This is a genomic window from Nonomuraea sp. NPDC048881 (genome assembly GCF_040649795.1).
In the GTDB taxonomy this organism is placed as follows: domain Bacteria; phylum Actinomycetota; class Actinomycetes; order Streptosporangiales; family Streptosporangiaceae; genus Nonomuraea.
The window spans coordinates 92,431-112,429 of sequence record NZ_JBEZGC010000025.1 but is presented as its reverse complement, the minus strand read 5'-3'; the positions used below and the strand labels follow the sequence as shown (position 1 = coordinate 112,429).

Sequence of the window (19,999 nt, the reverse complement as noted above, 5' to 3'; positions counted from 1 at the left end):
TGCGGGGGATCAGGCCGCCCGCAGCGGGCGCAGCGCCGAGCCCCAGGCGAGGACCTGGTCGAGGACGGCGTTCAGCCGGTCCTCGTGGGCGGCGGCGGGCCGGAAGCCGTCGGCGAAGTCGGTGTGGATCGACAGCCCGACCTGGTTGGACACGGTGGCCACGCTGAGCAGGCCCAGCACGTGCCGCAGGTGGGCGATGGCCCGGGGCGCGCCGTCCACGCCGTAGCCGACGAAGCCGGCCGCCTTGTTGGTCCACTCGGCGTACAGGAAGTCGAGGGCGTTCTTGAGCGCGCCCGGGTAGGAGTTGTTGTACTCCGGGGTCACGATCACGAACGCGTCCAGCTCGGAGACCGTGGCCGACCAGCGCCTGGTGTGCTCGTGCGAGTAGTTGCCCATGGCGGGGTGCTCGGGTTCGTCCAGGTTGCCCAGGTCGTAGTCCTTCAGGTCGATGAGCCGGTAGTCGGCGTCGCCCCGCTTGGCCGCCAGATCGCGGACCCAGTGGGCCACCGCCTCGCCGTTGCGGCCAGGACGGGTGCTGCCGAGGATGATGCCTACCTTGAGCATGTCGTTCTCCCTCAGTTCGGTTACGGAAACCAACCGTAGGGAGAGCGGCTGAGATACTGAATGCGCTGCAATCCACCATTTATACGCGAGCGTCTCAGCCCTTAGACTCAGCTCCATGGACGTGCTGAGCGACGTGATGGCCTTCATGCGGTGCGGGCGCCCGACCTCCTCCCGCATCTCCTGGCGGGCGCCGTGGGGGGTGGCGTTCCGCTCGGTGCCGGGGTCGGCGGGGTTCCACGTGGTGCTGCGCGGGTCGTGCTGGCTGATCCCGCCGGACGGCGAGCCCGTCCCGCTCAGCGTGGGCGACGTGGTGTTCCTGCCGCACGGCGACGACTTCGGGCTGGCCGACGATCCAGCCCGCCCGCTGGCCGAGTCCGACTGCGAGCCGCACTCGGAGTTGTTCGCGTCGGCCGGGTTCGGCGGCACGGGGGCCGAGACGGTGGTCCTGTCCTGCGGCTACCGGCTCGACCTCGACCGGACCCACCCCATCCTGGCCTCGCTGCCCGGCGTGATCCACCTGCCCGCGACGCTCGGCAGCCGTCCGGAGCTGCGGGCCGCCGTCGAGCTGCTGGCCGCCGAGATCGACAGCCCGCGGCCCGGCACGGACACCGTCGTGTCGTCCCTGCTCGACATGTTGCAGCTGTACGTCCTGCGCGCCTACTTCGAGACCCAGGACGAGCCCTGCACGGTCTCCGGCTGGGCCGCCGCGCTGGCCGACCCCGTCGTCGGCCGGGCGCTCGACGCCATCCACCGCGACCCGGCCCGGCGCTGGACCGTCGAGTCGCTCGGCGCGCACGCGGGCATGTCCAGGGCCGGCTTCGCCCGCCGCTTCACCGGGCTGGTGGGGCAGCCGCCGCTGGCGTACCTGACGTGGTGGCGGCTGATGAGCGCGGCCCGCCTGCTGCGCGAGTCCGACGCGCCGGTGGCGCGGGTGGCCGAGCAGGTGGGGTACGGGTCGGAGTTCGCCTTCGGCAACGCCTTCAAGCGCGAGTTCGGCGTCGCCCCCGGCCGCTACCGCCGCTCGGCGGCCTGATCCCCGCGGTCGCCATCGCCGGTCGGCGGCCCGGTCCCCCGGCCCCGCGAGCCGGGCGGGTCAGGGGCCCCAACGTTCCTGGGCGTACTGGCGGCGGACGCCGGCGGACTCGCCGATCCGGGTCCAGGAACGGCCGTCCTTGCGGGCCGCGCGCACGGCGGCGTCCAGGTGGCCCTGGGCCCGGCGCACGGCCTCGGCGGCCTGGCGGACGGCGACCAGGCTCGGCGGGTCGAGGTGGGTCTCCCACTCCGCGCGGATCGCGACGGCCACGTCGTCGGGGGCGGCGCCGGACAGCAGGCATTCGCTCAGCGCGTAGATGCGCCGGGCCGCGAAGTCGTGGCGCGTCTGGGCCACGCGTTCCCACAGCGGCCCCTGCCATCCGCAGGCGCAGTGGCCGCGCCAGCCGATCGCGGTGCGGCCGTCCACGACGTCGCCGCGGCCGTAGCCGATGCGGCCGTCGGAGCCGATCGGGTGCACCCTCGCCCCGCCGTCGGCCGGGCCGGTGGAGACCCGCCCGTCCGGGAAGACGGCGGCATCCCAGCCTTCGTGGCGTCCGTCGTCGCCCTCCCACCACCTCATGACACGCCCCCTCCAGAGATCGTCCGGATCAGCTGGCGCCTCCATGGTGGCAGGCGGCACCGGCCCTTGCGAGGGCCCGCGGATTACGGTGTCACGCTGGGGGGATATCGGCCCGGCGGCGGGGCGCCGACTGGATCGGTCCACACGCTGACCAGGTCGTGCCTTCCGCCGGGGCGCCTCGTCCGGCCAGCCTGGGTGGCGTGATCAGCGCCCTCGTCGTCATCGACGTCCAGAACTCCTTCCTGCAGCTGCCCGACTGGCGGCACACGTCCAGGCCGGACATCGTCCCGCAGGTCAACCGCCTGGCCGCGGCCGCCAGGCAGGCCGGGGACGCGGTCGTGTGGGTGCTCGGGTCGCGACCCGGCTCGGGCACGGTCTTCGATCCGGCCCGCGGGTTCGTCCAGCTGATGGACGGCCTGGAGCCCCTTCCGGACGAGCCCGTCCTCACCAAGTCGGCGCACAACGCCTTCACCACCACCAACCTCCACCAGTTCCTCACCCGGCGCGGCGTCAGGCGGCTGACCGTCTGCGGCATCCGGACCGAGCAGTGCTGCGAGACCACCGCGCGCCTCGCCTCCGACCTGGGCTTCGAGGTCGACTTCGCCATCGACGCCACCGCCACCACGCCGCTCCCCCACCGCGACGCGCCCGACGACGCCCCCTTCGACGAGCTCGTACGGGATCCGCGCACGCTCGGCGTGGACGAGATCCTCGCCCGTACCGAATACGCTCTGTCGGGTCGTTTCGCCACGATCAGGACCGTGGACGAGCTCACCGGGAACTGAGGAGGCGCCGGTCATGTCCCGAGTCGTCTTCCTGCTCATCCCGCGGGTGCACCTGCTCGACGTGGCCGGGCCCGCCCAGGTGTTCTCCACCGCCGCCGACCTCGGCCGGCCGTACACCATCGACTACGTCGCCGAGGAGCGCGAGGTGGCCAGCGTGCAGGGGCTGACGCTGCACGCCCGCACCTCGTGGCCGTCACTGACGCCCGACGACCTGATCGTCGTGCCGGGCTGGCGGGGGCCGGCCCGGCCGGCGAGCGGCGAGACGTTGTGCCGGCTGCGCGAACACCACGCGTCGGGCGGCACCGTGGCCAGCGTGTGCGCGGGGGCCGACGCGCTGGGCCGGGCCGGGCTGCTCGACGGCCGCCGGTGCACGACCCACCACACCGTCCAGGACGAGCTGGCCCGCCTCTATCCGCGGGCGCGCGTCGCCAGGGACGCACTGTACGTCGAGGACGACCGGATCGTCACCTCGGCGGGCGTGGCCAGCGGGATCGACGTGGCGCTGCACCTGGTGACCACCCGGCACGGGCCGTACGCGTCGGGGCAGGTGGCCCGCGCGATGCTCGTGCACGCCCACCGCGACGGCACGGCGGAGCAGGTCAGCCCGCTGCTGCGACGGCGTTCGCACGTGGACGAGACGGTCCACCGCATCCAGGACCTGATCGAGACCCGGTTCACCGAGCGGCTGCCGCTGAGCCTGCTGGCCGGGGCCGCGGGATGCAGCGAGCGCACGGTGACCCGGCTGTTCCGGCGGGCGACCGGGCTCACCCCGCTGGCCTACCAGACCGCGCTGCGGCTGGAGCGGGCCGAACACCTGCTCGGCCGCGGCGCGACCGCCGAGGTCGCCGCGCGCGAGGTGGGCTTCGCCGACGCCCGGATGCTCCGCCGGCTGCGCACCCGCGCGACGGCCTCCTGACCGCCGGCGCGGAGGCCCGAGGGCCGGTGCGGCGGCCTCCTGACCGTCGCCGCGGCAGGCCGGGCGGCAGGTCAGAGCGAGGTGGTGCGGTAGCGGGAGCGGAACTCCGCGAGCAGCTCGTCGGTGATCTGCGCGCCCGCGGCGACGGCCGCGTGCACCTCGCGGAAGTATCCCTCGTAGCCGGCGGGCGTGTAGAGGCACAGCGCGCGCACGGTGCCGTCGCCGGCGTTCCGGAAGCCGTGCGGGGTGCCGCGCGTCGCCGCCAGCAGGTGGCCGGGGCCGACCGTCACCTCGCCGGCGCCGTCGTGCAGGGTCAGCTCGCCGTCCAGGACGTAGAAGTACTCGTCGTGGCCGTGGTGGACGTGCGGGCGCGCCCCGACGACGCCCGGGTCCAGCGTGAACTCCTCGAACGCGAACCGGTCCCCGGTGTGCTCCCCGGTCAGCCGGAAGAAGTGCCGGACCCCGGCGACGTCGATGAGCTCGCCCTCGGCGGGACGCCGGAGCAGGGGACGCGGTTCTGGGCCCTCGTTCGCGATCATGCCGGGCATTCTGCCACCCGCAGGACCGACGCCCTCACCCCCACACGAAACCGCGAAAGAGGATAATCCGGATCATGGGAAAGACCTACGACCGGATCGACGGCCGGTTGCGCACGTTCATCGAGTCCCAGCCCGTCTTCTTCACGGCGACCGCTCCCCTGGCCGGCGACGGCACGGTCAACCTCTCGCCCAAGGGCCTGAAGGGCTCGTTCGCCGTCCTGGACGACCACACCGTGGCCTACCTCGACTTCGCCGGCAGCAACGCCGAGACCATCGCCCACCTGCGCGAGAACGGCCGCGTCACGCTGATGTGGTGCGCCTTCGACGGCCCGCCGAACATCGTGCGCGTGCACGGCCACGGCGAGCCGGTCTTCCGCGACGACCCCCGCTGGGCCGGGCTGCTGCGGCATTTCCCGGACATCGACCCGGTCCCGCACGGCCTGCGCGCGATCATCGTCGTGACCGCCCGGCTGATCCGCGACACCTGCGGGTACGCCGTCCCGTTCATGACCTACGACGCCGACCGCCCGCTGCACGGCTCCCGCTTCGCCCGCGAGGACGACGAGTCGCTCGACGCGTACTTCCACAAGAAGGAGCACGTGGCGACCAGCATCGACGGCCTTCCTGGGCTGCCGCTCCCGCTGCCCCCGCTCCCCCGCGAAGCCTGACCGGACGGGCCGGCGTCACAGGACGGCGAGGGCCTTGGCGATGTTCCATTCGGCCAGGTCCAGCATCCAGCGCCGGTCGGGGAAGTCGGTGTCGGCGATGCGCAGCGGGCCCTCGATCAGCGAGAGCACCTGCGCGTACCGGTAGAGCTCCAGCCGGTCGGGGTCGAGGGCGGGCGGGCGCAGCGCCGGGTAGGCGTCCTCGAAGCGCATGCGCAGCCAGGCGTGCTCCCACTCGGCGTCGAAGTAGGCCAGGCCCTCGAAGTCGATCATGACGGGTTCGCCCGCGGGCGTGACGAGCACGTGGTCGGGCCCGAGTTCGCCGTGCACGAGCCCGTACCGTTCGCGGGGGGGCGACCGCGTCGCGCAGGCGGCGCACGTGGGCGGCGATCCGCTCGTGCGCCCGGCCCATCCGGGCGTCGCGGTCGGCGACGGCGGCGAGCTGGGCGAGCGCGCGGTCCAGGACGACGTCCTCGGCGGGCCGGGACGGCCGGGCCCGGCCGTCGGCCAGGTGGGCGAGCTTGCCGTAGGACGGGCCGAGGGTGGTGTGCATGCGGCGCAGGGCGTCGCCGAGCGCGGACAGCGGCCGGGCGGCGGCGGCCGGGTCGCGTTCCATCAGGGCCTCCAGCGTCGTGGCGCCCGCGTCCTCGACCAGGGCGAGGGCGGCGCCGAGGTGGCGGCCGCCGGGGTCGAGCGCCAGCAGCCGGGGCACCCGCACGTCCGCCGCGGTCAGGGCCGCGTGGCCGGCGGCGAACAGGTCCGCTCCCGACGCGTCGGTGAAGGGGTCGTCCTCGACCGCCGGGGACGGCGGCCAGTAGTTCTCACCCTCCGCCCAGACGTAGAGGATCACGCTGGTCGCGTCGTCCAGCCGGAGCCGGTAGACGCCCTTCTTGCTGCCGCCGGTCAGCCGGTCGAGCGCGGCCGGCCGCCGGTCGGCGCCGAACTGCTCGGCGACCAGGTCGCGCACGTCGTCGGGCCGCAGAAAGGTTCGGGTCATGATCGTTTTCTATCATCCCGAGCCCGGCGCACCGCCAGATGATCCGCCGGCTGCTCGCCATGGCCGCCGTCGGCCTGGGCATCATGGCGTACGGGCTCGTCCGCGTCGAGCCGTGGCCGTCCCTGTTCGGCCTGACGCCCATCATCGTCTCCCAGCTGTGGCAGATCGACCGTTTCGTGGCCGTCTACGAGGAGGGCCTGCGCCGCGCCGCCGCCGCGGGTTCGTGACAACATCTGATCGGCATAACTGGTCGTGCAGGAAGGTTGTCCCCGATGCCGCCCGCGTTCACCGCAGAGGAGAAGGCCCGCATCACCGCCCTGTTGCTGGCGAACGGCGAGAAGCTGTTCACCGGCCAGGGGCTGCGCAAGACCTCCCTGGAGGAGCTGATGGCCCCCACGGGGGTGGCCAAGAGCAGCTTCTACGTCTTCTTCGACTCCAAGGAGGCGCTGTACCTGGAGCTGATGCTGCGCCAGACCGGCGAGGTGCGGCGGCGGGTCATCGACGGCGCGCTGATGAGCGCCGACGACCCGCGCGAGGCGCTGCGCCGGTTCCTGCACGCCACCGTCGAGGAGTTGTCGGTCAATCCCCTGTGGCGCCGGCTGATGACCCATCCGGAGGAGATGCAGGCGGTGGCCCGCAAGCTCGACCCCGAACGGGTCGCCGCGATGTCCGGCAGCCCGGCCGCCGCCCTCACCGAGTACGTCACCGCCCGCCGGGCCGCGGGCGAGCTGGTCGACGCCGAGCCCGCGGTCATCATCGGCGTGCTGCAGTGCGTGCTGCTGGTGCCGATGTTCGCCGAGCGGCTCGGCGACCCGGCCCTGCACGCCGGGATCATCGACCTGCTCATCGACATCGTCGCCTCGGGGCTGGCCCGGCCCGGCGGCTGACCTCCCCGCAGATGACCTCCCCGCAGATGGCCTCCCGGGGGTGGAGATAACTACAGGGGGAGTCGAGAGTCAGCCGCAATGGCGGCCGCCGCGCGATCGGCGAGGCTCCTGTCCATGGCAAACACCGCAACCACGACAATCCCCCACCTGGCCGGCGGCCGGCGAAAATACGCCTGGCTGGCGGCGGGGATCGTGCTCGGGCTGTTCGGCACGAACAGCGAATGGTCGGTCCCGCTGGCCGGATGGCTGTTCTCCATCGGCCTCATGCGCTTCACCCGCAGCTCGGGCGGGCCGGCCGGGCTCGCGGCCGTCGGCCTGTCGGCCGCCGCGACGACGGTGGTCTTCGTCGCGGCGGCGGGCGGGCTCACCGTCCCGCCGATCCTGCTCGGCTGCCTGCTGCTCAGCCTGGTCCTGAGCCTGCCGCTGCTGGCCGACCGGCTGCTCGTCCGGCGGCTCGGCCCGATCGCCGGCACGCTGGTCTTCCCGGCCGCCCGGGTGACGGCCGAGTTCCTGATCGCCACGGTCAGCCCGCTGGGCACGATCTTCGGGCCGCTGGCCGCGACGCAGTCGGCGAACCTGCCGTTGCTCCAGACGGCGTCCGTCACCGGCGTCTACGGGATCAGCTTCCTGATGGCGTGGGCCGCGCCGGTCGTCAACCTCTTGCTGGAACGCCGGGGGGCCTGGCCGTCGGTCCGGGGCGTCACGCTGACGTACGTCTCGGTGCTCGTCTCGGTGCTGCTCGGCGGCGGCCTGCGGCTGGCGGCCGCGCCGGCCGCGCCGGAGCTGGTGCGCGTCGCCGGGATCAGCGCCTCGCCGGCCGCCGAGAAACGCATGCGGGAGATCGACAACTTCCACACCCCTCAGGTCCTGCCCGAGCAGAAGCCGACGCTGCGCAAGGCGTTCGCGGTGATCGACGACGACCTGTTCGCCCGCACCCGGACCGAGGCCGACGGCGGCGCCCGGATCGTGGCCTGGGCCGAGACCGCCGCGGTCGTGCTCGGCGAGGACTACCCCGGCTTCCTGCGCAAGGCCCAGGACCTGGCCAGGGAGAAGGGCGTCTATCTCGACATGGGGGTGGCCGTCGTCCTCGACGGGGAGCCGCGCTCCCGCGACCTGGCCGTGCTGGTGACCCCCGAGGGGCGGGTGGCGTCGGTCTTCGACAAGGCGCATCCGGTGCCCGGCATGGAGAGCCTGCGGCCGGGCGACGGGGTCGTGCCGGTGACCGGCACTCCCTACGGGAGGCTGGCCCACGTCATCTGCTTCGACGCCGACTTCCCCGCCACGCTGCGCACCCGCGCCGACGTCATGTTCGTGCCGGCCAACGACTGGAAGGGCATCGAGCGCATGCACGCGGCGAACGCCGTGTTCCGGGCCGTGGAGAACGGCTACAGCCTCGTCCGGACGGCCAGCAACGGCCTGGCGATCACCGTCGACGCCTACGGCACCCCGCTGGCCAGGGCGAACTACTTCGGCACGGTGCGGCAGAGCATGGTCGTCTCCGTCCCGACCCGCGGCGCCTGGACGCTGTACGGCCTGGTCGGCGACCTGTTCGCCGGGCTGTGCGCGGCCGCCCTGGCCGGGTTGACCGGGCTCGCCGTGCTCCGGCGGGCCGCGTACCGGGGCTGACCATGGGATTTCCGGAGGAAGGTGCGATGATGCCACGGGCGCGGAACGCGAGGACGCGGACGACGGGGAGACGAGGGGTGAAGGCGAGACTCACGACGCCGGTGCGGGCGCTGGCCATGATCGGGCTGTCGGTGGCCGGCGTGCTCGCGGCCGTCCTGGTCGTGCTCAGCGCGGTGCCGGCGGTGGCCGGCGTGGGCCGGGGGGCGTTCCGGCAGGCGGTGTCGCTGCAGCGCGCGGTCGCCGACGCGGCCCGGCGGCTGGCCGGCCGGCTCGGCGTGCGCGTCGAGCGTCCCTACGGTCCGGGGACGGACGCGTCCGCGCTGCTGAAGGACCCGGCGACCTGGCGGGACGTGCTCTGGGGCGTCCTCGACCCGCTCATGGGCACGTGGGCGTCCGCGCTGGCGCTGGGCATGCCGCTGTACGGCCTGTACGGCGTGGCGGTGCAGCCGTTCGTGTGGCGGGCCAACCTGCGGGCCGGCGGCGCGAACGCCTACGGCGTCATCCACGTCACCTCGACGGGCGCCGCGCTTGCGGCGATCCCGGTCGGGCTGGCGCTCATCGCGCTCGGCCTCTACATCGGCCCCCCGCTGCTGCGCCTGCGCGCCCGCTGGGCCGGCGCCCTGCTCGGGCCGTCGCGCAGGGCCGCGCTGGAGCAGCGGGTCGAGACGCTGGTGGAGACGCGCGCCGACAGCGTCGACGCCCAGGCCGCCGAGCTGCGCAGGATCGAGCGCGACCTGCACGACGGCGCGCAGGCCCGGCTGGTCGCCCTGGGCATGGGGCTGGGCCACGCCGAGCGGCTGTTCGACGAGGACCCGGAGGCGGCCCGCGCCCTGCTGGCCACGGCCCGCGAGTCCTCCTCCAAGGCCCTGGATGAGCTGCGCGACCTGGTACGCGGCGTGCATCCGCCGGTCCTGGCCGACCGCGGCCTCGCCGACGCGATCCGGGCTCTGGCCCTGGACTGCCTGCTCGACGTCGAGGTCACCACCGACCTGGCCGGACGGCCCGCGCCGCCGGTGGAGTCGGCCGTCTACTTCGCGGTCAACGAGCTGCTCGCCAACACCAGCAAGCACGCCGGGGCGGCGACGGTCCAGATCACGCTCGCCCACCGGCACGGGGTGCTGAGCTGCGACGTCGTGGACGACGGCGGCGGCGGCGTCGATCCGGCCGACGGCACCGGGCTGCGCGGCATCCAGAGCCGGCTGGCCGTCTTCGACGGGACGATCTCCGTCGACAGCCCGCCCGGCGGGCCCACCCGGGTGCATCTGGAGGTGCCGTGCGCGATCAGGTCCGAGTAGTCGTCGCCGAGGACCTGTTCCTCATCCGGGACGCGCTGGTCCGCATGCTGACCGAGCACGGCTTCACGGTCGTGGCCGCCGTCGACAACGGGCCGTCGCTGCGCAAGGCGCTGGCCGAGGAGCGGCCGGACGTGGCGGTCGTCGACGTGCGGCTGCCGCCGTCGTTCACCGACGAGGGTTTGCAGGCGGCGATCCAGGCGCGCCGCGACCGGCCCGGCTTCCCGGTGCTGGTGCTGTCGCAGTACGTGGAGCAGCTCTATGCCCGCGAGCTGCTGGCCGACGGCGCGGGGGCGGTCGGGTACCTGCTGAAGGACCGGGTGGCCAACACCGGGCAGTTCATCGACGCGGTCACCTCGGTGAGCCGGGGCGGCACGGCGATGGACGCGCAGGTCATCGCCAAGCTGCTGACCCGCGGCGACGCGCGTGGCCGCACCGGCGAGCTGAGTCCGCGCGAGCGGGAGGTGCTGAGCCTGATCGCCGCCGGGCGGTCCAACACGGCGATCGCGCACCAGCTCGTGATCTCCGCCAGCGCGGTCAACAAGCACATCTCCAGCATCTTCGGCAAGCTCCAGCTGCCCGAGTCCGAGGACGACAACCGTCGGGTCCTGGCCGTCCTGGCCTATCTCAACCGCTGACCGGGGCGCGGCGGGCGTAGTCGCCGATGGCGGGCCGCAGCAGGTCGTAGGCCTGCCGCGCGGTGCGGGCGAGGGCCGCGAAGATCTCCTCGGACTCCTCCCCCGCCAGGACCCGGCGCTGGGCCTCGTCGAACAGCAGCCGCTCCACCCCGGCGAGCGCGGCGGCCACCAGGCGGGGCGTGACGCCGCCGTCGCCGGTCTCCTCGGCCAGGACGGCGGCGAGTCTGGCCTCGGCCTGGTCGTGCAGCTGGCGCAGACGGGCCCGCAGCACCGGCGTGTCGCGTACCATCCGCTGCCAGTCGGCGCCGGCGTCGGGGATCGCGCCGTCGCGGCGGCGCAGCCGTTCGTCGTAGTCGCGGTGGGCGGCCTCCAGGGCCGACTCGCCGGGCTCGCGCCGCGACACGGCCCTGGCCAGGCCGTCGACCACCTCCTCGTGCCGGTCGAGGATGAGGTCCTCCTTCAGCGGGAAGTGGTTGGTGACGGTCATCTTGGCCACGCCGGCGGCGGCCGCGACGTCGGCGATGGTGACGTCGTCGTAGCCGCGCTCCAGGAACAGGCCGGTCGCGACATCGGAGATGAGCTGCCGGGTCTGGTGTTTCTGGCGCTCCCGCAAACCCTTGGATCGTTCGGTCACGAGCTGTGCCCTTCCGCGCGTTAATTAGGTTTGACCTAATGATTAGGTCGGACCTAGTGTTTGGAGTCGTCCCAGTCAATCGATCCTAAGGGTGTTCGATGACCGCCACCTCTGCCGCCGGGGCCGCGCGCGACCGGCTCGACCCGCACCTGCTGCGCATGGGGATCGTCCTGATCGCGGCCCCCATCCTGGCCACGATCGACGCCACCGCCGTGGGCATCGCGGCCGACGCGATGGCGGCGCACTTCCGCACGTCGCTGACCGACGTGCAGTGGGTGGCGGCCGGCTACCTGCTCGCGATCGCGGTGGTCATGCCCCTGTCGGGCTGGCTGAGCCGGCGGTTCGGGGCCAAGCGCACGTGGATGGCCGCCGTGGCGGTCTTCACCGCCGGCTCGGCCCTGTGCGGCCTGGCCTGGTCGCTGCCGGCCCTCATCGCGTTCCGGCTCGTGCAGGCGGTCGGCGGCGGGCTGATGAACCCCGTGGGCCAGGCGATCCTGGCCCAGGCGGCCGGGCCGTCCCGGATCGGCCGGGCCATGAGCGTGCTGACGATCCCCGTCATGTTCGCCCCGGTGCTCGGGCCGATCGTGGGCGGCCTGGTCGTCCAGCAGCTCGACTGGCGCTGGATCTTCTACCTCAACCTGCCCGTCTGCCTGCTCGTCCTGCCGGTGGCCGCCCGCGTCCTGGCCCGGGACGAGAACGACGAGGACGGGCCCGCGCCCAGGCTCGACCTCCTCGGCCTGGCGCTGCTCTCCCCCGGCCTGGCGGCGGTGGTCTACGGGCTCACCATGACGGGCGGGCGCGAGGGGGCGTGGACGCCCGCCGTGCTGGTCGGCGCGGGGCTGGCGCTGGTCGGGGGCTACGTCGTGCACGCGCTGCGCACCCGCCGTCAGCCGCTGATCGACGTACGTCTGTTCGCCAAGGGCGGGTTCACCGCGGCCTGCGTGGCGCTGTTCCTGCTCGGGGCCTCGCTCTACAGCTCCATGATCCTGCTGCCGCTGTTCTTCCAGCACGACCGGCAGGCCGACACGCTCTCGACGGGCCTCCTGCTCACCCCGCAGGCGCTCGGGGCCGCCGTCGGCTCGTTCGCCGCCGGGCGGCTGGCCGACCGCCACGGCCCGCGCGCCGTCGTGACCGGCGGGCTCGTGCTCTCACTGGCCGGGCTGCTCGCCTTCACCCAGGCTCCCGCCCGTCCGGACACCTGGCTGCTGACCCTCTGCCTGGTCCTGTACGGCCTGGGCATCGGCGGCGTCTCCGCGCCCACCATGGCCGCGGCGTACGCCTCGGTCGACCGGCAGCAGACGCCGGGCGCCGCCGGCGCGCTGAACGTCGTCAACCGGCTCGGCGGCTCGCTGGGCACCGCCATCCTCACCACCGTCCTGGACAGCGGGCTGCGCCAGGGCGACGGCCCGGCGCACGCCTACGGCACCGCCTTCTGGTGGGCCTTCGGACTGTGCCTGGTCACCCTGGTTCCGGTGGCCTTCTTCCGCTCGGCGCGGCGTGATGGTCGGCCAGGCGGGTGAGCAGGTCGACCAGGCGCTCGCGGTCGGCGGGGGGCAGCGGGGCGAGGAACTCGTCCTGCGCGCGGGCCAGCAGGCGGTCGAGCTCGGCCAGCCGGCGGCGGCCCTCCGCCGTGATGGTGACGATGTTGCGGCGGCGGTCCTCCGGGTCGGGCGCGCGTTCCACTAGCGCGCGCTCGGCCCGGAGAAGGACACCTGCGCGGCCATGCCCTACAGCCGGATCACCGAGATCTACCAGGACCCCCGTCACCCGGTCTCGGCGCACCTGCGCAGCGCGCTGCTGCGCGAGCTGGACGACGACGCCGCCGCGGAGCTGGCCTCGTTCATCGACCCGGCCCGGACGCAGGGCCCGTTCCCCGGCATCCAGCTGCGCCACCTGGGCGGGGCGCTGGACCGGCCACCCGCCCGCCCGCACGCGGCCGGCACCCGGGGCGCGGCCTTCCTGCTGTGGATGCGGCTGCCGGCCCCGCCCGGACGGGCCGAGGCGGCGCGCGCGGCCGCCGACGAGGTGCTGGACCGGCTGCGGCGCTGGGACACCGGCGCCCTGCTGCCGGGCTTCATGTTCGACCACGACGCCACTCCGGACGCGGTCAGGCGGGCCTGGTCCGAGGCGGACCACCGGCGGCTGTCCGCGCTCAAGGCCCGGTACGACCCGGACCGCCTGTTCCGCGTCAACCACAACATCGCCCCGGCCGCGTCGTGAGGCGGCGCCGGCCCGGAGGGAGCCGGGCCGGCGCCGTCCGGCCGGGTCACACCGGCCGGAAGTACCACAACTGCTGGCCCGCGTACTCGTCGCAGGTCCACTGCTGGATGTTGGCGCCGTTGTGCGTCCAGCCGTGGTCGACGTCGAGGCACTTGCCGCTCTTCTGGTTCTCCAGGAAGTAGAAGGTGTTCCACCACGCGTCGGTGTAGGCGTACTTCCAGCGCCACATCTGCTGCGGGACGTTCACGCACTGCCACTGCTTCACGTTCGCGCCGTCGAAGGTGTAGCCGTTGTCGACGTCCAGGCACTTGCCGCTGTGCTGGGCGCGCAGGAAGAACCACTCGCTCCCGGGGGCCACCCGCTGGGACTGCCAGTGCTGCTGCGGGACGTTGACGCACTCCCACTGCTTCACGTTGGCGCCGTCGAAGGTGTAGCCGTTGTCGACGTCCACGCATTTCTCCGGCGCGGGGAAGCGCCGGCGGATCTCGAACAGGTTGGACCAGGGCTCGGCGAGCGTGCGCCCGCGGGCCGCCACGGCCCCGGAGGCCGGGGCCGCCGCCGACCACAGGGGCACGGCGACCGACACGACCATGATCACGGCCAGCAGCCCCCGGCGGCCGATCCGTCGAAGATGTACGCCCTTGCGCACCGCATGCTCCTTTCCGGTGTTCCGTCCCTTGCAGGGTGCGCCGCCGGCGGCGGGAAGGCATGAGTACCGCCCTACTCAGGTGGGCGGGCTGGCCCTCGAGGGGTGGGAGCGTCCATGATCGGCTCATGCTCAGCACCAGTGAGGGCGCGCCGACGAGCGCCTACGTGACCCGCCGGCCGCTGCTCGCCGGCGCCAACCCGTACGTCACCCTCTACGACGGCGACGTCCCCACCGGGTACGCCTCCCTGTGGCAGGTCGACTGGTCCACGCACGGCGCCGGCGCGGTGATGGTGGTGTGGACGCCCGCCGGGCTGCGCGTCGTCAGCGACGACCCGGAGCTCGGGACGTGGATCGAGGAGCACTTCGTCCGGCACTTCGACGAGGCCGCCGCGCTGCCGTCCTGGCCGGCCGCGCGGGTGCAGCGGGCCACCGTGGACCTGCGCGTGGACCCCGCGACGGGCACGCACGCGACGGCGGCCGGCCTGGCGGTCACCATCACCGGGCCGCTGGACGCCAGGCCGTTCTCGATGGCCGACTTCCCGCTGCTGGGCGTCAGCCACGGGCTGTCGATGCAGATCATCCCGTGCGAGCACGCCTCGATCACCGTGGACGGCGTCCCCGTGCCGGGCCGGCCGGCCGTCACGTGGCCCGGCGGCCGGCCCGTCTCCTCGGCCATCACCACCGTCCACGAGGCGTGGAGCAGGTGAGACCGGACGCCCGCCGCGCCCCGGCTCCGGGTGAGCGGCGGGCCAGCAGGGCGAAGCGGTGGGCGTGGGCGGTCAGCGGCCGGCCGGCCGCCATCCGGTCGTGCAGGGCGCGCAGGTGGGGGCCGTACCGGACGGCGTCGAAATCGGGGACCTGCCACGGCACCATCCGCAGGAACAGCACGAGCGCCCCGACGTCGTGGAACGACGTCCGCACCCGCGCCCGCGCGCTCCACGTCACGGTGAGCCCGGCCTCGGCCAGCCCGGCGGCGGCACGGGCGAGGTCCCAGCCGCGGTACGCGAGCGGCGGCGCGCCCAGGGCCCTGTTGACCTCTTCGAGGTCGCGGCCGCCCACCTGCTGGGTGACGAAGACCCCGTCGCCGGCCAGCACGCGGCGGACCTCGCGCGGGTCGTAGGACTCGTGCCGGTTCGCCACCACGGCGAACGCGTCGGCGGGAAACGGCAGCACGTCGTCCTCCCGGATCGCGGCCACCTCGACCCCGAGCGGCTCCAGGCGGCGGCGGGCGATCGGCAGGTTGGGCGGGTGGCCCTCCGTGGCGGCGGTGCGCGGCGGCAGCGGCGTCAGCCCGGCCAGGAACTCGCCGCCGCCGGTTCCCATGTCCAGCAGCGAGGCCGCGCCGTTCAGCCGGTCGCGCAGGAGGCGCTCGTAGCTCCAGGGCAGCGGCTCCTCGACGACCCGGCCGCGCAGGGCGGTGAAGTCCCAGCCCTCGATCGCCGCCGCCGACGCCCGCGCGACCAGTTCGCCGTACTCCATGGCCGTGATCGTCCCCGACGCCGCGGGCGCCCGTCACGTGGTTTTCCGACGGAGGTCGGGGGCGATCCGGGACTTTCGGCCCTGACCGGCGCGTCGTCCCGCCGGGAAGGGTGGAGGCAAGGGGCGGCCCGAGGAGCGGTACGCGCATGCGCGCGCCCCGGCTGCCGCCGTCGAGAAGCGACCCTCCTGTAAGGACGTGACCATGTGCAATTACTGCGGCTGCCGGGAGTTCCCACTGATCGGCCGCCTGTCCCAGGAGCATTGGGACATCCAGGAGTGCGCGGGGGCGCTGCGCCGCGCGATCGGGGAGCTGCGCCACGGTGACGCCGTGGCGCAGCTGGCGGACCTGATGGCCCGGCTCGTCCCGCACACCGACACCGAGGAGCGCGGGCTGTTCGCCGAGCTGCGCGCCGAGGGGTCGCTGGCCGAGGAGGTGGAGCGGCTGTGCGCCGAGCACGCCGACATCCACGGCATCCTCGGCGCGATCGACCCGGCCGCGCCCGACTGGCCCGCCGTGCTGGACGCCCTCGACCGCCTCCACTGGCACATCGACCACGAGGAGCACGGCCTGTTCCCGGCGGCCGTCATCATGCTGCCTCTGGCCGCCTGGGACCGCATCACGCCCGACCAGTCCCCGGCGACGACCAGCTGACCGGCTCACCGGCCGAGCGTACGCGTCCTCGCGGCGGCGGGCCGGTCCTCCGGCGGGTCAGTGCTGCGGTGGGGCGCCGACCTTGAACAGGCCGTGCGCGCCCGCCTCCGCCTGCCGCATCGTGTGGTCCACGATCGGGTACGTGCCCGCCTCCGGGAAGACCAGTTCGGCGAAGCCGCCCTGCGCCGGGGCCAGGTCGAGGGCCTGCGCGCCGCCCGCGTCCCCGGTGCGCAGCCGGTAGGCGCCCTCTTTGTAGACCGTGTCGAACGGCGCGCCCACCACGTGCAGCGACGTGCCCGAGCCGGGGCCGGCGGCCACCGCCCAGATGCGGACCCGCTCCCCCGCCGTGGCCGCCAGCGGGGCGTGGTCGTAGCCGGCGGCGGTGCCGTTGAACATCCAGCCGTCCGGGGCGCCCTGCCGGATCTTGGCGACCTGCGCCGGGCCGCCCGGCTCGCCGAGATACAGCTCGCCCTGGACCAGCAGGTACTCGCGGTCGACCTTGGGCAGGTCCGGCGGGTCGATGACGACGGCGCCGTACATGCCGTTGGCGATGTGCTGGGTCATCGGCATGGTCGAGCAGTGGTAGAGCCACGCCCCGGCGTAGTCGGCGCGGAAGCGGTAGGTCAGCCGCTCGCCCGGCTGGATCGTGCGCATCGGCCCGTCGGGTGCGGTGGCGCCGGCGTGGAAGTCGATGCCGTGGCCCATGGTGGCGGCGTTGACGAACGTCACGACGAACACGTCCCCGACCTTGCCGCGCAGCACCGGGCCGGGCATGGCGCCGTTGAACGTCCAGACGCGCTGCCGCACTCCGGGCGCGACCTCCTGGACGAGCCGGTCGTCGGCGCGGATCTCGACGTGGTGCTCGGTGCCGCCGGGCGCGGGCCTGAGCGTCGCGTCGTGAGGTCGCCAGCCGGACGACATGGGCGCCGCCAGGTCGAGCGGGCCGGGCATGGCGGGCATGGCGGGCATGGTGGGCATGGCGGGGGCGGCTTCGGTCGTCGTGTGACCGGTGTGGCCGGTGCCCTCCTGGGGGCGGGGCGCCGCCGAGGTGCCGGTCGGGGCCAGGCGCATGGTCATGCCCGCGGCGCGGTGCCCGGCGACCGTGCACCAGCCGTCCACCGGACCGCCCAGCGGCGCCAGGCGCAGCGTCGCGTTCTGGCCGGGGGCCAGCATCGGGGTGCGTTCGCCGGTGGCCAGGCGCAGGTCGTGCCGCTGGGCGTCGGCGTTGGTGACGCGCAACGTCAGCACGGTCCCCATGGGGGCCTCGATCACGGCGGGACGGATGCGCATCCCGGACAGCGTCACCTCGACCGTGCGGGAGCCGGTCGCGGTCACCGTCGCCGGTCCTGACCCGCCGGACGCGGCGACGACGACCGCGGCGGCCGTCAGCAGGCACCCGGCGACCACCCCGGCGACGGCGGGCAGCGCCCGCCGTCGCCCCGGCCCACCCTCGCCCCCGCCGCCCGGGGAGGCGACGCGCGGGGAGGCGGCGGGCGGGGAGGCGGCGGGCGGGCGGGGGCGGGTCAGGGCGGTCGCCGCCAGCGCGACGAAGGCCAGCGCGGCGGCCAGCACCGACGCCCACCCCAGCAGCGCGACCGGCCGCGGCACCGGCAGGACCAGCAGCGGGACTCCCACGTTGAGCGCCGCCAGCCGCGCCGGCCAGCCGCGTTCCAGCAGCGCCGCGTTCTCCTTGAACCGGGCCGGACCGCCGCCCAGCACCGCGGGCAGCAGGTGCAGCAGCGACCCGAGCAGCACCTGCGCCACGAACCCGACCAGCACCAGCGGCAGCAGCGGGGCCAGCGCGGCGGCGACCTGGTGCGCCGGCCTGGTGGCCACCACCACCAGATCGGCGGCCAGCGCCACCTCGAACCAGACGATGGCCGCGCCCAGCATCCACGCCGCGCCGGTGTGCGGCCTCCTGCGCCGCAGCGCGTCGCCCAGGGGGACGAGCACCGCCAGCCCACCGGCCGCGTACGCCGCCAGCCCGGCCAGGGCCGCCCACCGCCAGCCCGCCAGCAGCCCGGCGACGGCCACCGTCAGTCCCGGCGCGGCCAGCCACAGGCCTGCCCGCGAGGCCCGGCGGGTCCGTTCCGACATGCGGGTGCGCAGGACCGTCGGCCACAGGGTGAACAGGGTGCCGAGCACGGTGAGCCCGATCCAGCCGAAGACGTTCACCTGGGAGTGGGCGGCGCTCATGCGCTCGTGCAGCGCGCCCTGGACGGTCCGGGCGGCCATCAGCCCGCCGAGGGTTCCGCCGGCGGCGAGCGCGCAGGCGGCGGTGACGTACCAGCCGATGACGTGGCCGAACCGGCCGGGCAGCGCGCCGCGGACGAGCCGGACCAGGACGGCCGCGTGCCACAGCACCACGCCCGCCAGCAGCGCCGCGCCCGCCGCCGCCAGGTGCCACGGCCCGTACGCCACCCCGGCCAGCACGGCGACCGTGGCCGTGTTGAGCAGGGCCAGCCGGGTCAGGCTCCCCCGCTCGGACGGGCCGCGGACGCGCAGCAGCGCCACCGTGAAGTGCTCGCTCCAGATGAGCACGGCCGTGCTGACCGCGCCCAGCAGGAACACGTGGATCAGCAACCACGACGGCGCCGGCAGCGCGTCGCCCGCCAGGGCGGCGACGACGGTCAGCGCCAGCCAGGCCACGACGGTCGCGTTCGCCCGCAGGTGCCAGGACGCGCGGGCCCGCCTCGGCGGCGGCAGCAGGTCGATCGGCCTGCCGCTCTCTATCCGGATGTCGACCGGCATTCCGGGCACCTTCCTGTCTGCGGCCGCCGAGGGCCGGTGGATCGGGGGCGGCGCCGCTCAGGCACGCCGCGCCCCCGTCCGGTCGAGGACCTCGTACACCGGGCGCCGGGGGACGCGCGGGACCGGCGGCCCGTACCCGAGCCTGATCAGCATCTGCACGTGCCCGAACGGGCCGGGACGGTCGCCGCGGTGCTGCGGCGGGCGCAGGTCGAGCGGCTGGCTGAACATCGAGGCCGCCACGCCGTGCGCGGTGGCGGTGAGCAGGACGCGTTGCAGGGCCTGCCCGGCGCGCAGCCAGTCGTGCGGGCCGTCCCCCTGGGTGAACAGGGCGACGAGCTGCGGCTCGGCCTCGAAGTCGGCGACCTCGCCGCCGCCGAAGCCGCGCATGGGCAGTTCGCCGGAGCGGGGGCGCGGGCCGAAGGCGTGGGCGGGGACGCCGTCGGGGCCGCCTGCCGGCCGGGTCCAGCGGGCCAGCTCGGCCCGGTAGGCGGCGTCGGCCGTCAGCGTGTCGTCGGCCAGGGCGACCATGTCCAGGACCCGCCTGGCCGTCCCGCCCTTGACGAGGAGCAGCGTGGCGTCCTCGTCGTGGGCGGCGTTGACCAGGTCGAGCAGGACGTCCCTGGGCAGCGGGCGGCGCTCGAAGGGGAAGCGGTTGGTGCGCCGGTGCGGGATCATGTCGTGCAGCAGCCGCTCGTCGGAAGTGGGCGGCCCGCCGGGCGTGGCCCGCACGGTCGCCAGCAGCTCGGGCCGGCCGCCCGGGTCGGGCAGCGGCAGGACGCCGGGGTCGTGCCCGGTCATCCGGACCGCCAGCCGCAGGTTGAACAGCGCGGCCCCGCAGCTGATGCCGAGCCCGCGTCCCAGGGGGTCGGTGACGGCGAGCAGCCGGTCGAGGTCGGCGTACAGCTCCATGGTGGCGTCGTCGAGGCGGCGGAAGCGCCAGGGCTGGGTGTTGTGCACCGAGGGCGCCGCGACGGCGGCGGCGACGATCCGGCGCACGCCGGCATGTGAGGTGAAGGGTCCGTCCCAGGGGCGGGCGAGGCCGGCGCCGGTCATCGCGGGGCTCCCGGCACGTCGGTTGCTGCGGGCATGTCTC

Annotated in this window: 23 protein-coding genes and 1 pseudogene; 14 read left to right on the top strand and 10 right to left on the bottom strand. The window is 74.6% G+C overall.

The genetic code is table 11. The annotated features are described in order from the left end of the window. Positions 1–9 precede the first annotated feature (9 nt). Positions 10–564 (bottom strand): NAD(P)H-dependent oxidoreductase, encoded by a 555-nt coding sequence (locus AB0C33_RS46225; protein WP_358300563.1) that lies wholly within the window; start codon positions 562–564, stop codon positions 10–12. A 115-nt stretch (positions 565–679) separates the two neighbouring features. On the opposite strand from AB0C33_RS46225, the gene AB0C33_RS46220 reads away from it, so the two are divergent. Further along, entirely contained in the window at positions 680–1,597 is a 918-nt protein-coding gene (locus tag AB0C33_RS46220; RefSeq protein ID WP_358300560.1) for an AraC family transcriptional regulator, read from the top strand. A gap of 60 nt (positions 1,598–1,657) precedes the next feature. Here AB0C33_RS46220 and AB0C33_RS46215 read toward each other — a convergent pair whose 3' ends face one another. After that, entirely contained in the window at positions 1,658–2,176 is a 519-nt protein-coding gene (locus AB0C33_RS46215) for a hypothetical protein (protein WP_358300557.1), read from the bottom strand. A 200-nt stretch (positions 2,177–2,376) separates the two neighbouring features. On the opposite strand from AB0C33_RS46215, the gene AB0C33_RS46210 reads away from it, so the two are divergent. Then, the gene (locus tag AB0C33_RS46210) at positions 2,377–2,961 is read left to right on the top strand and encodes an isochorismatase family protein (RefSeq protein WP_358300554.1); all 585 of its coding nucleotides are present in this window, start codon (positions 2,377–2,379) and stop codon (positions 2,959–2,961) included. A gap of 13 nt (positions 2,962–2,974) precedes the next feature. Further along, entirely contained in the window at positions 2,975–3,877 is a 903-nt protein-coding gene (locus AB0C33_RS46205; RefSeq protein ID WP_358300551.1) for a DJ-1/PfpI family protein, read from the top strand. A 71-nt stretch (positions 3,878–3,948) separates the two neighbouring features. On the opposite strand, the gene AB0C33_RS46200 is transcribed toward AB0C33_RS46205, so the two are convergent. Further along, the gene (locus AB0C33_RS46200; protein ID WP_358300548.1) at positions 3,949–4,416 is read right to left on the bottom strand and encodes a cupin domain-containing protein; all 468 of its coding nucleotides are present in this window, start codon (positions 4,414–4,416) and stop codon (positions 3,949–3,951) included. 74 nt (positions 4,417–4,490) lie between these two features. Here AB0C33_RS46200 and AB0C33_RS46195 point away from each other — a divergent pair, with 74 nt between their 5' ends. Further along, positions 4,491–5,084 (top strand): pyridoxamine 5'-phosphate oxidase family protein, encoded by a 594-nt coding sequence (locus tag AB0C33_RS46195; protein WP_358300545.1) that lies wholly within the window; start codon positions 4,491–4,493, stop codon positions 5,082–5,084. Positions 5,085–5,099: 15 nt separating this feature from the next. Here AB0C33_RS46195 and AB0C33_RS46190 read toward each other — a convergent pair. Next, positions 5,100–5,429: pseudogene (locus AB0C33_RS46190) on the bottom strand (phosphotransferase); the annotation flags it as partial. 31 nt (positions 5,430–5,460) lie between these two features. Here AB0C33_RS46190 and AB0C33_RS46185 point away from each other — a divergent pair. The 6 genes from AB0C33_RS46185 to AB0C33_RS46160 all read left to right on the top strand — a co-directional run bounded on the left by AB0C33_RS46185 (position 5,461) and on the right by AB0C33_RS46160 (position 10,521). Further along, on the top strand, positions 5,461–6,120 hold the full coding sequence (locus AB0C33_RS46185) for a hypothetical protein (RefSeq protein WP_358300542.1): 660 nt from the start codon (positions 5,461–5,463) through the stop codon (positions 6,118–6,120). Next, complete coding sequence (locus AB0C33_RS46180; protein WP_358300539.1) at positions 6,117–6,305, top strand: DUF6653 family protein; 189 nt, start codon at positions 6,117–6,119, stop codon at positions 6,303–6,305. The genes AB0C33_RS46185 and AB0C33_RS46180 overlap by 4 nt, the downstream gene beginning before the upstream one ends. 45 nt (positions 6,306–6,350) lie before the next feature. Further along, a complete protein-coding gene (locus AB0C33_RS46175) occupies positions 6,351–6,965 on the top strand; it encodes a TetR/AcrR family transcriptional regulator (protein ID WP_358300536.1) in 615 nt (204 codons plus the stop codon). A 114-nt stretch (positions 6,966–7,079) separates the two neighbouring features. After that, positions 7,080–8,591, top strand: a complete 1,512-nt coding sequence (locus AB0C33_RS46170; protein ID WP_358300533.1) for a nitrilase-related carbon-nitrogen hydrolase — start codon at positions 7,080–7,082, stop codon at positions 8,589–8,591. Between the two features lie 77 nt (positions 8,592–8,668). Next, entirely contained in the window at positions 8,669–9,886 is a 1,218-nt protein-coding gene (locus AB0C33_RS46165; protein ID WP_358300530.1) for a histidine kinase, read from the top strand. A 44-nt stretch (positions 9,887–9,930) separates the two neighbouring features. After that, positions 9,931–10,521 carry a response regulator transcription factor gene (locus AB0C33_RS46160; protein WP_357978136.1) on the top strand — a complete coding sequence of 197 codons (591 nt, stop codon included), beginning with the start codon at positions 9,931–9,933 and terminating at the stop codon, positions 10,519–10,521. Here AB0C33_RS46160 and AB0C33_RS46155 read toward each other — a convergent pair. Then, positions 10,511–11,155 carry a TetR/AcrR family transcriptional regulator gene (locus AB0C33_RS46155; RefSeq protein WP_358300527.1) on the bottom strand — a complete coding sequence of 215 codons (645 nt, stop codon included), beginning with the start codon at positions 11,153–11,155 and terminating at the stop codon, positions 10,511–10,513. The genes AB0C33_RS46160 and AB0C33_RS46155 overlap by 11 nt on opposite strands. A gap of 98 nt (positions 11,156–11,253) precedes the next feature. On the opposite strand from AB0C33_RS46155, the gene AB0C33_RS46150 reads away from it, so the two are divergent. Further along, positions 11,254–12,675, top strand: coding sequence for an MDR family MFS transporter (locus AB0C33_RS46150; RefSeq protein WP_358300524.1), 1,422 nt, complete (start codon positions 11,254–11,256; stop codon positions 12,673–12,675). On the opposite strand, the gene AB0C33_RS46145 is transcribed toward AB0C33_RS46150, so the two are convergent. Beyond that, positions 12,614–12,838, bottom strand: coding sequence for a MarR family winged helix-turn-helix transcriptional regulator (locus AB0C33_RS46145; protein WP_358300521.1), 225 nt, complete (start codon positions 12,836–12,838; stop codon positions 12,614–12,616). The two genes, AB0C33_RS46150 and AB0C33_RS46145, sit on opposite strands and share 62 nt — an antisense overlap. 39 nt (positions 12,839–12,877) lie before the next feature. Between AB0C33_RS46145 and AB0C33_RS46140 the strand changes: the two genes are divergently transcribed. Next, the gene (locus AB0C33_RS46140) at positions 12,878–13,375 is read left to right on the top strand and encodes a BBE domain-containing protein (RefSeq protein ID WP_358300518.1); all 498 of its coding nucleotides are present in this window, start codon (positions 12,878–12,880) and stop codon (positions 13,373–13,375) included. A gap of 46 nt (positions 13,376–13,421) precedes the next feature. On the opposite strand, the gene AB0C33_RS46135 is transcribed toward AB0C33_RS46140, so the two are convergent. Continuing rightward, the gene (locus AB0C33_RS46135) at positions 13,422–14,024 is read right to left on the bottom strand and encodes an RICIN domain-containing protein (RefSeq protein WP_358300516.1); all 603 of its coding nucleotides are present in this window, start codon (positions 14,022–14,024) and stop codon (positions 13,422–13,424) included. A 125-nt stretch (positions 14,025–14,149) separates the two neighbouring features. Between AB0C33_RS46135 and AB0C33_RS46130 the strand changes: the two genes are divergently transcribed. Beyond that, the gene (locus AB0C33_RS46130) at positions 14,150–14,731 is read left to right on the top strand and encodes a hypothetical protein (protein ID WP_358300513.1); all 582 of its coding nucleotides are present in this window, start codon (positions 14,150–14,152) and stop codon (positions 14,729–14,731) included. On the opposite strand, the gene AB0C33_RS46125 is transcribed toward AB0C33_RS46130, so the two are convergent. Beyond that, a complete protein-coding gene (locus AB0C33_RS46125; protein WP_358300510.1) occupies positions 14,700–15,503 on the bottom strand; it encodes a class I SAM-dependent methyltransferase in 804 nt (267 codons plus the stop codon). The genes AB0C33_RS46130 and AB0C33_RS46125 overlap by 32 nt on opposite strands. 202 nt (positions 15,504–15,705) lie before the next feature. Between AB0C33_RS46125 and AB0C33_RS46120 the strand changes: the two genes are divergently transcribed. Further along, entirely contained in the window at positions 15,706–16,155 is a 450-nt protein-coding gene (locus AB0C33_RS46120; protein ID WP_358300507.1) for a hemerythrin domain-containing protein, read from the top strand. A 57-nt stretch (positions 16,156–16,212) separates the two neighbouring features. On the opposite strand, the gene AB0C33_RS46115 is transcribed toward AB0C33_RS46120, so the two are convergent. Together AB0C33_RS46115 and AB0C33_RS46110 are read right to left on the bottom strand one after the other, a co-directional pair. After that, complete coding sequence (locus tag AB0C33_RS46115) at positions 16,213–18,906, bottom strand: multicopper oxidase domain-containing protein (protein WP_358300505.1); 2,694 nt, start codon at positions 18,904–18,906, stop codon at positions 16,213–16,215. Positions 18,907–18,963: 57 nt separating this feature from the next. After that, a complete protein-coding gene (locus tag AB0C33_RS46110) occupies positions 18,964–19,959 on the bottom strand; it encodes a hypothetical protein (RefSeq protein WP_358300502.1) in 996 nt (331 codons plus the stop codon). Positions 19,960–19,999: the final 40 nt, after the last annotated feature.

Coding starts and splice junctions, on each gene's coding strand:
- AB0C33_RS46225 (WP_358300563.1), bottom strand. CDS start 564: ATGCTCAAGGTAGGCATCATCCTCGGCAGCACCCGTCCTGGCCGCAAC.
- AB0C33_RS46220 (WP_358300560.1), top strand. CDS start 680: ATGGACGTGCTGAGCGACGTGATGGCCTTCATGCGGTGCGGGCGCCCG.
- AB0C33_RS46215 (WP_358300557.1), bottom strand. CDS start 2,176: ATGAGGTGGTGGGAGGGCGACGACGGACGCCACGAAGGCTGGGATGCC.
- AB0C33_RS46205 (WP_358300551.1), top strand. CDS start 2,975: ATGTCCCGAGTCGTCTTCCTGCTCATCCCGCGGGTGCACCTGCTCGAC.
- AB0C33_RS46200 (WP_358300548.1), bottom strand. CDS start 4,416: ATGATCGCGAACGAGGGCCCAGAACCGCGTCCCCTGCTCCGGCGTCCC.
- AB0C33_RS46195 (WP_358300545.1), top strand. CDS start 4,491: ATGGGAAAGACCTACGACCGGATCGACGGCCGGTTGCGCACGTTCATC.
- AB0C33_RS46180 (WP_358300539.1), top strand. CDS start 6,117: ATGATCCGCCGGCTGCTCGCCATGGCCGCCGTCGGCCTGGGCATCATG.
- AB0C33_RS46175 (WP_358300536.1), top strand. CDS start 6,351: ATGCCGCCCGCGTTCACCGCAGAGGAGAAGGCCCGCATCACCGCCCTG.
- AB0C33_RS46170 (WP_358300533.1), top strand. CDS start 7,080: ATGGCAAACACCGCAACCACGACAATCCCCCACCTGGCCGGCGGCCGG.
- AB0C33_RS46160 (WP_357978136.1), top strand. CDS start 9,931: ATGCTGACCGAGCACGGCTTCACGGTCGTGGCCGCCGTCGACAACGGG.
- AB0C33_RS46150 (WP_358300524.1), top strand. CDS start 11,254: ATGACCGCCACCTCTGCCGCCGGGGCCGCGCGCGACCGGCTCGACCCG.
- AB0C33_RS46140 (WP_358300518.1), top strand. CDS start 12,878: ATGCCCTACAGCCGGATCACCGAGATCTACCAGGACCCCCGTCACCCG.
- AB0C33_RS46130 (WP_358300513.1), top strand. CDS start 14,150: ATGCTCAGCACCAGTGAGGGCGCGCCGACGAGCGCCTACGTGACCCGC.
- AB0C33_RS46125 (WP_358300510.1), bottom strand. CDS start 15,503: ATGGAGTACGGCGAACTGGTCGCGCGGGCGTCGGCGGCGGCGATCGAG.
- AB0C33_RS46120 (WP_358300507.1), top strand. CDS start 15,706: ATGTGCAATTACTGCGGCTGCCGGGAGTTCCCACTGATCGGCCGCCTG.
- AB0C33_RS46115 (WP_358300505.1), bottom strand. CDS start 18,906: ATGCCGGTCGACATCCGGATAGAGAGCGGCAGGCCGATCGACCTGCTG.
- AB0C33_RS46110 (WP_358300502.1), bottom strand. CDS start 19,959: ATGACCGGCGCCGGCCTCGCCCGCCCCTGGGACGGACCCTTCACCTCA.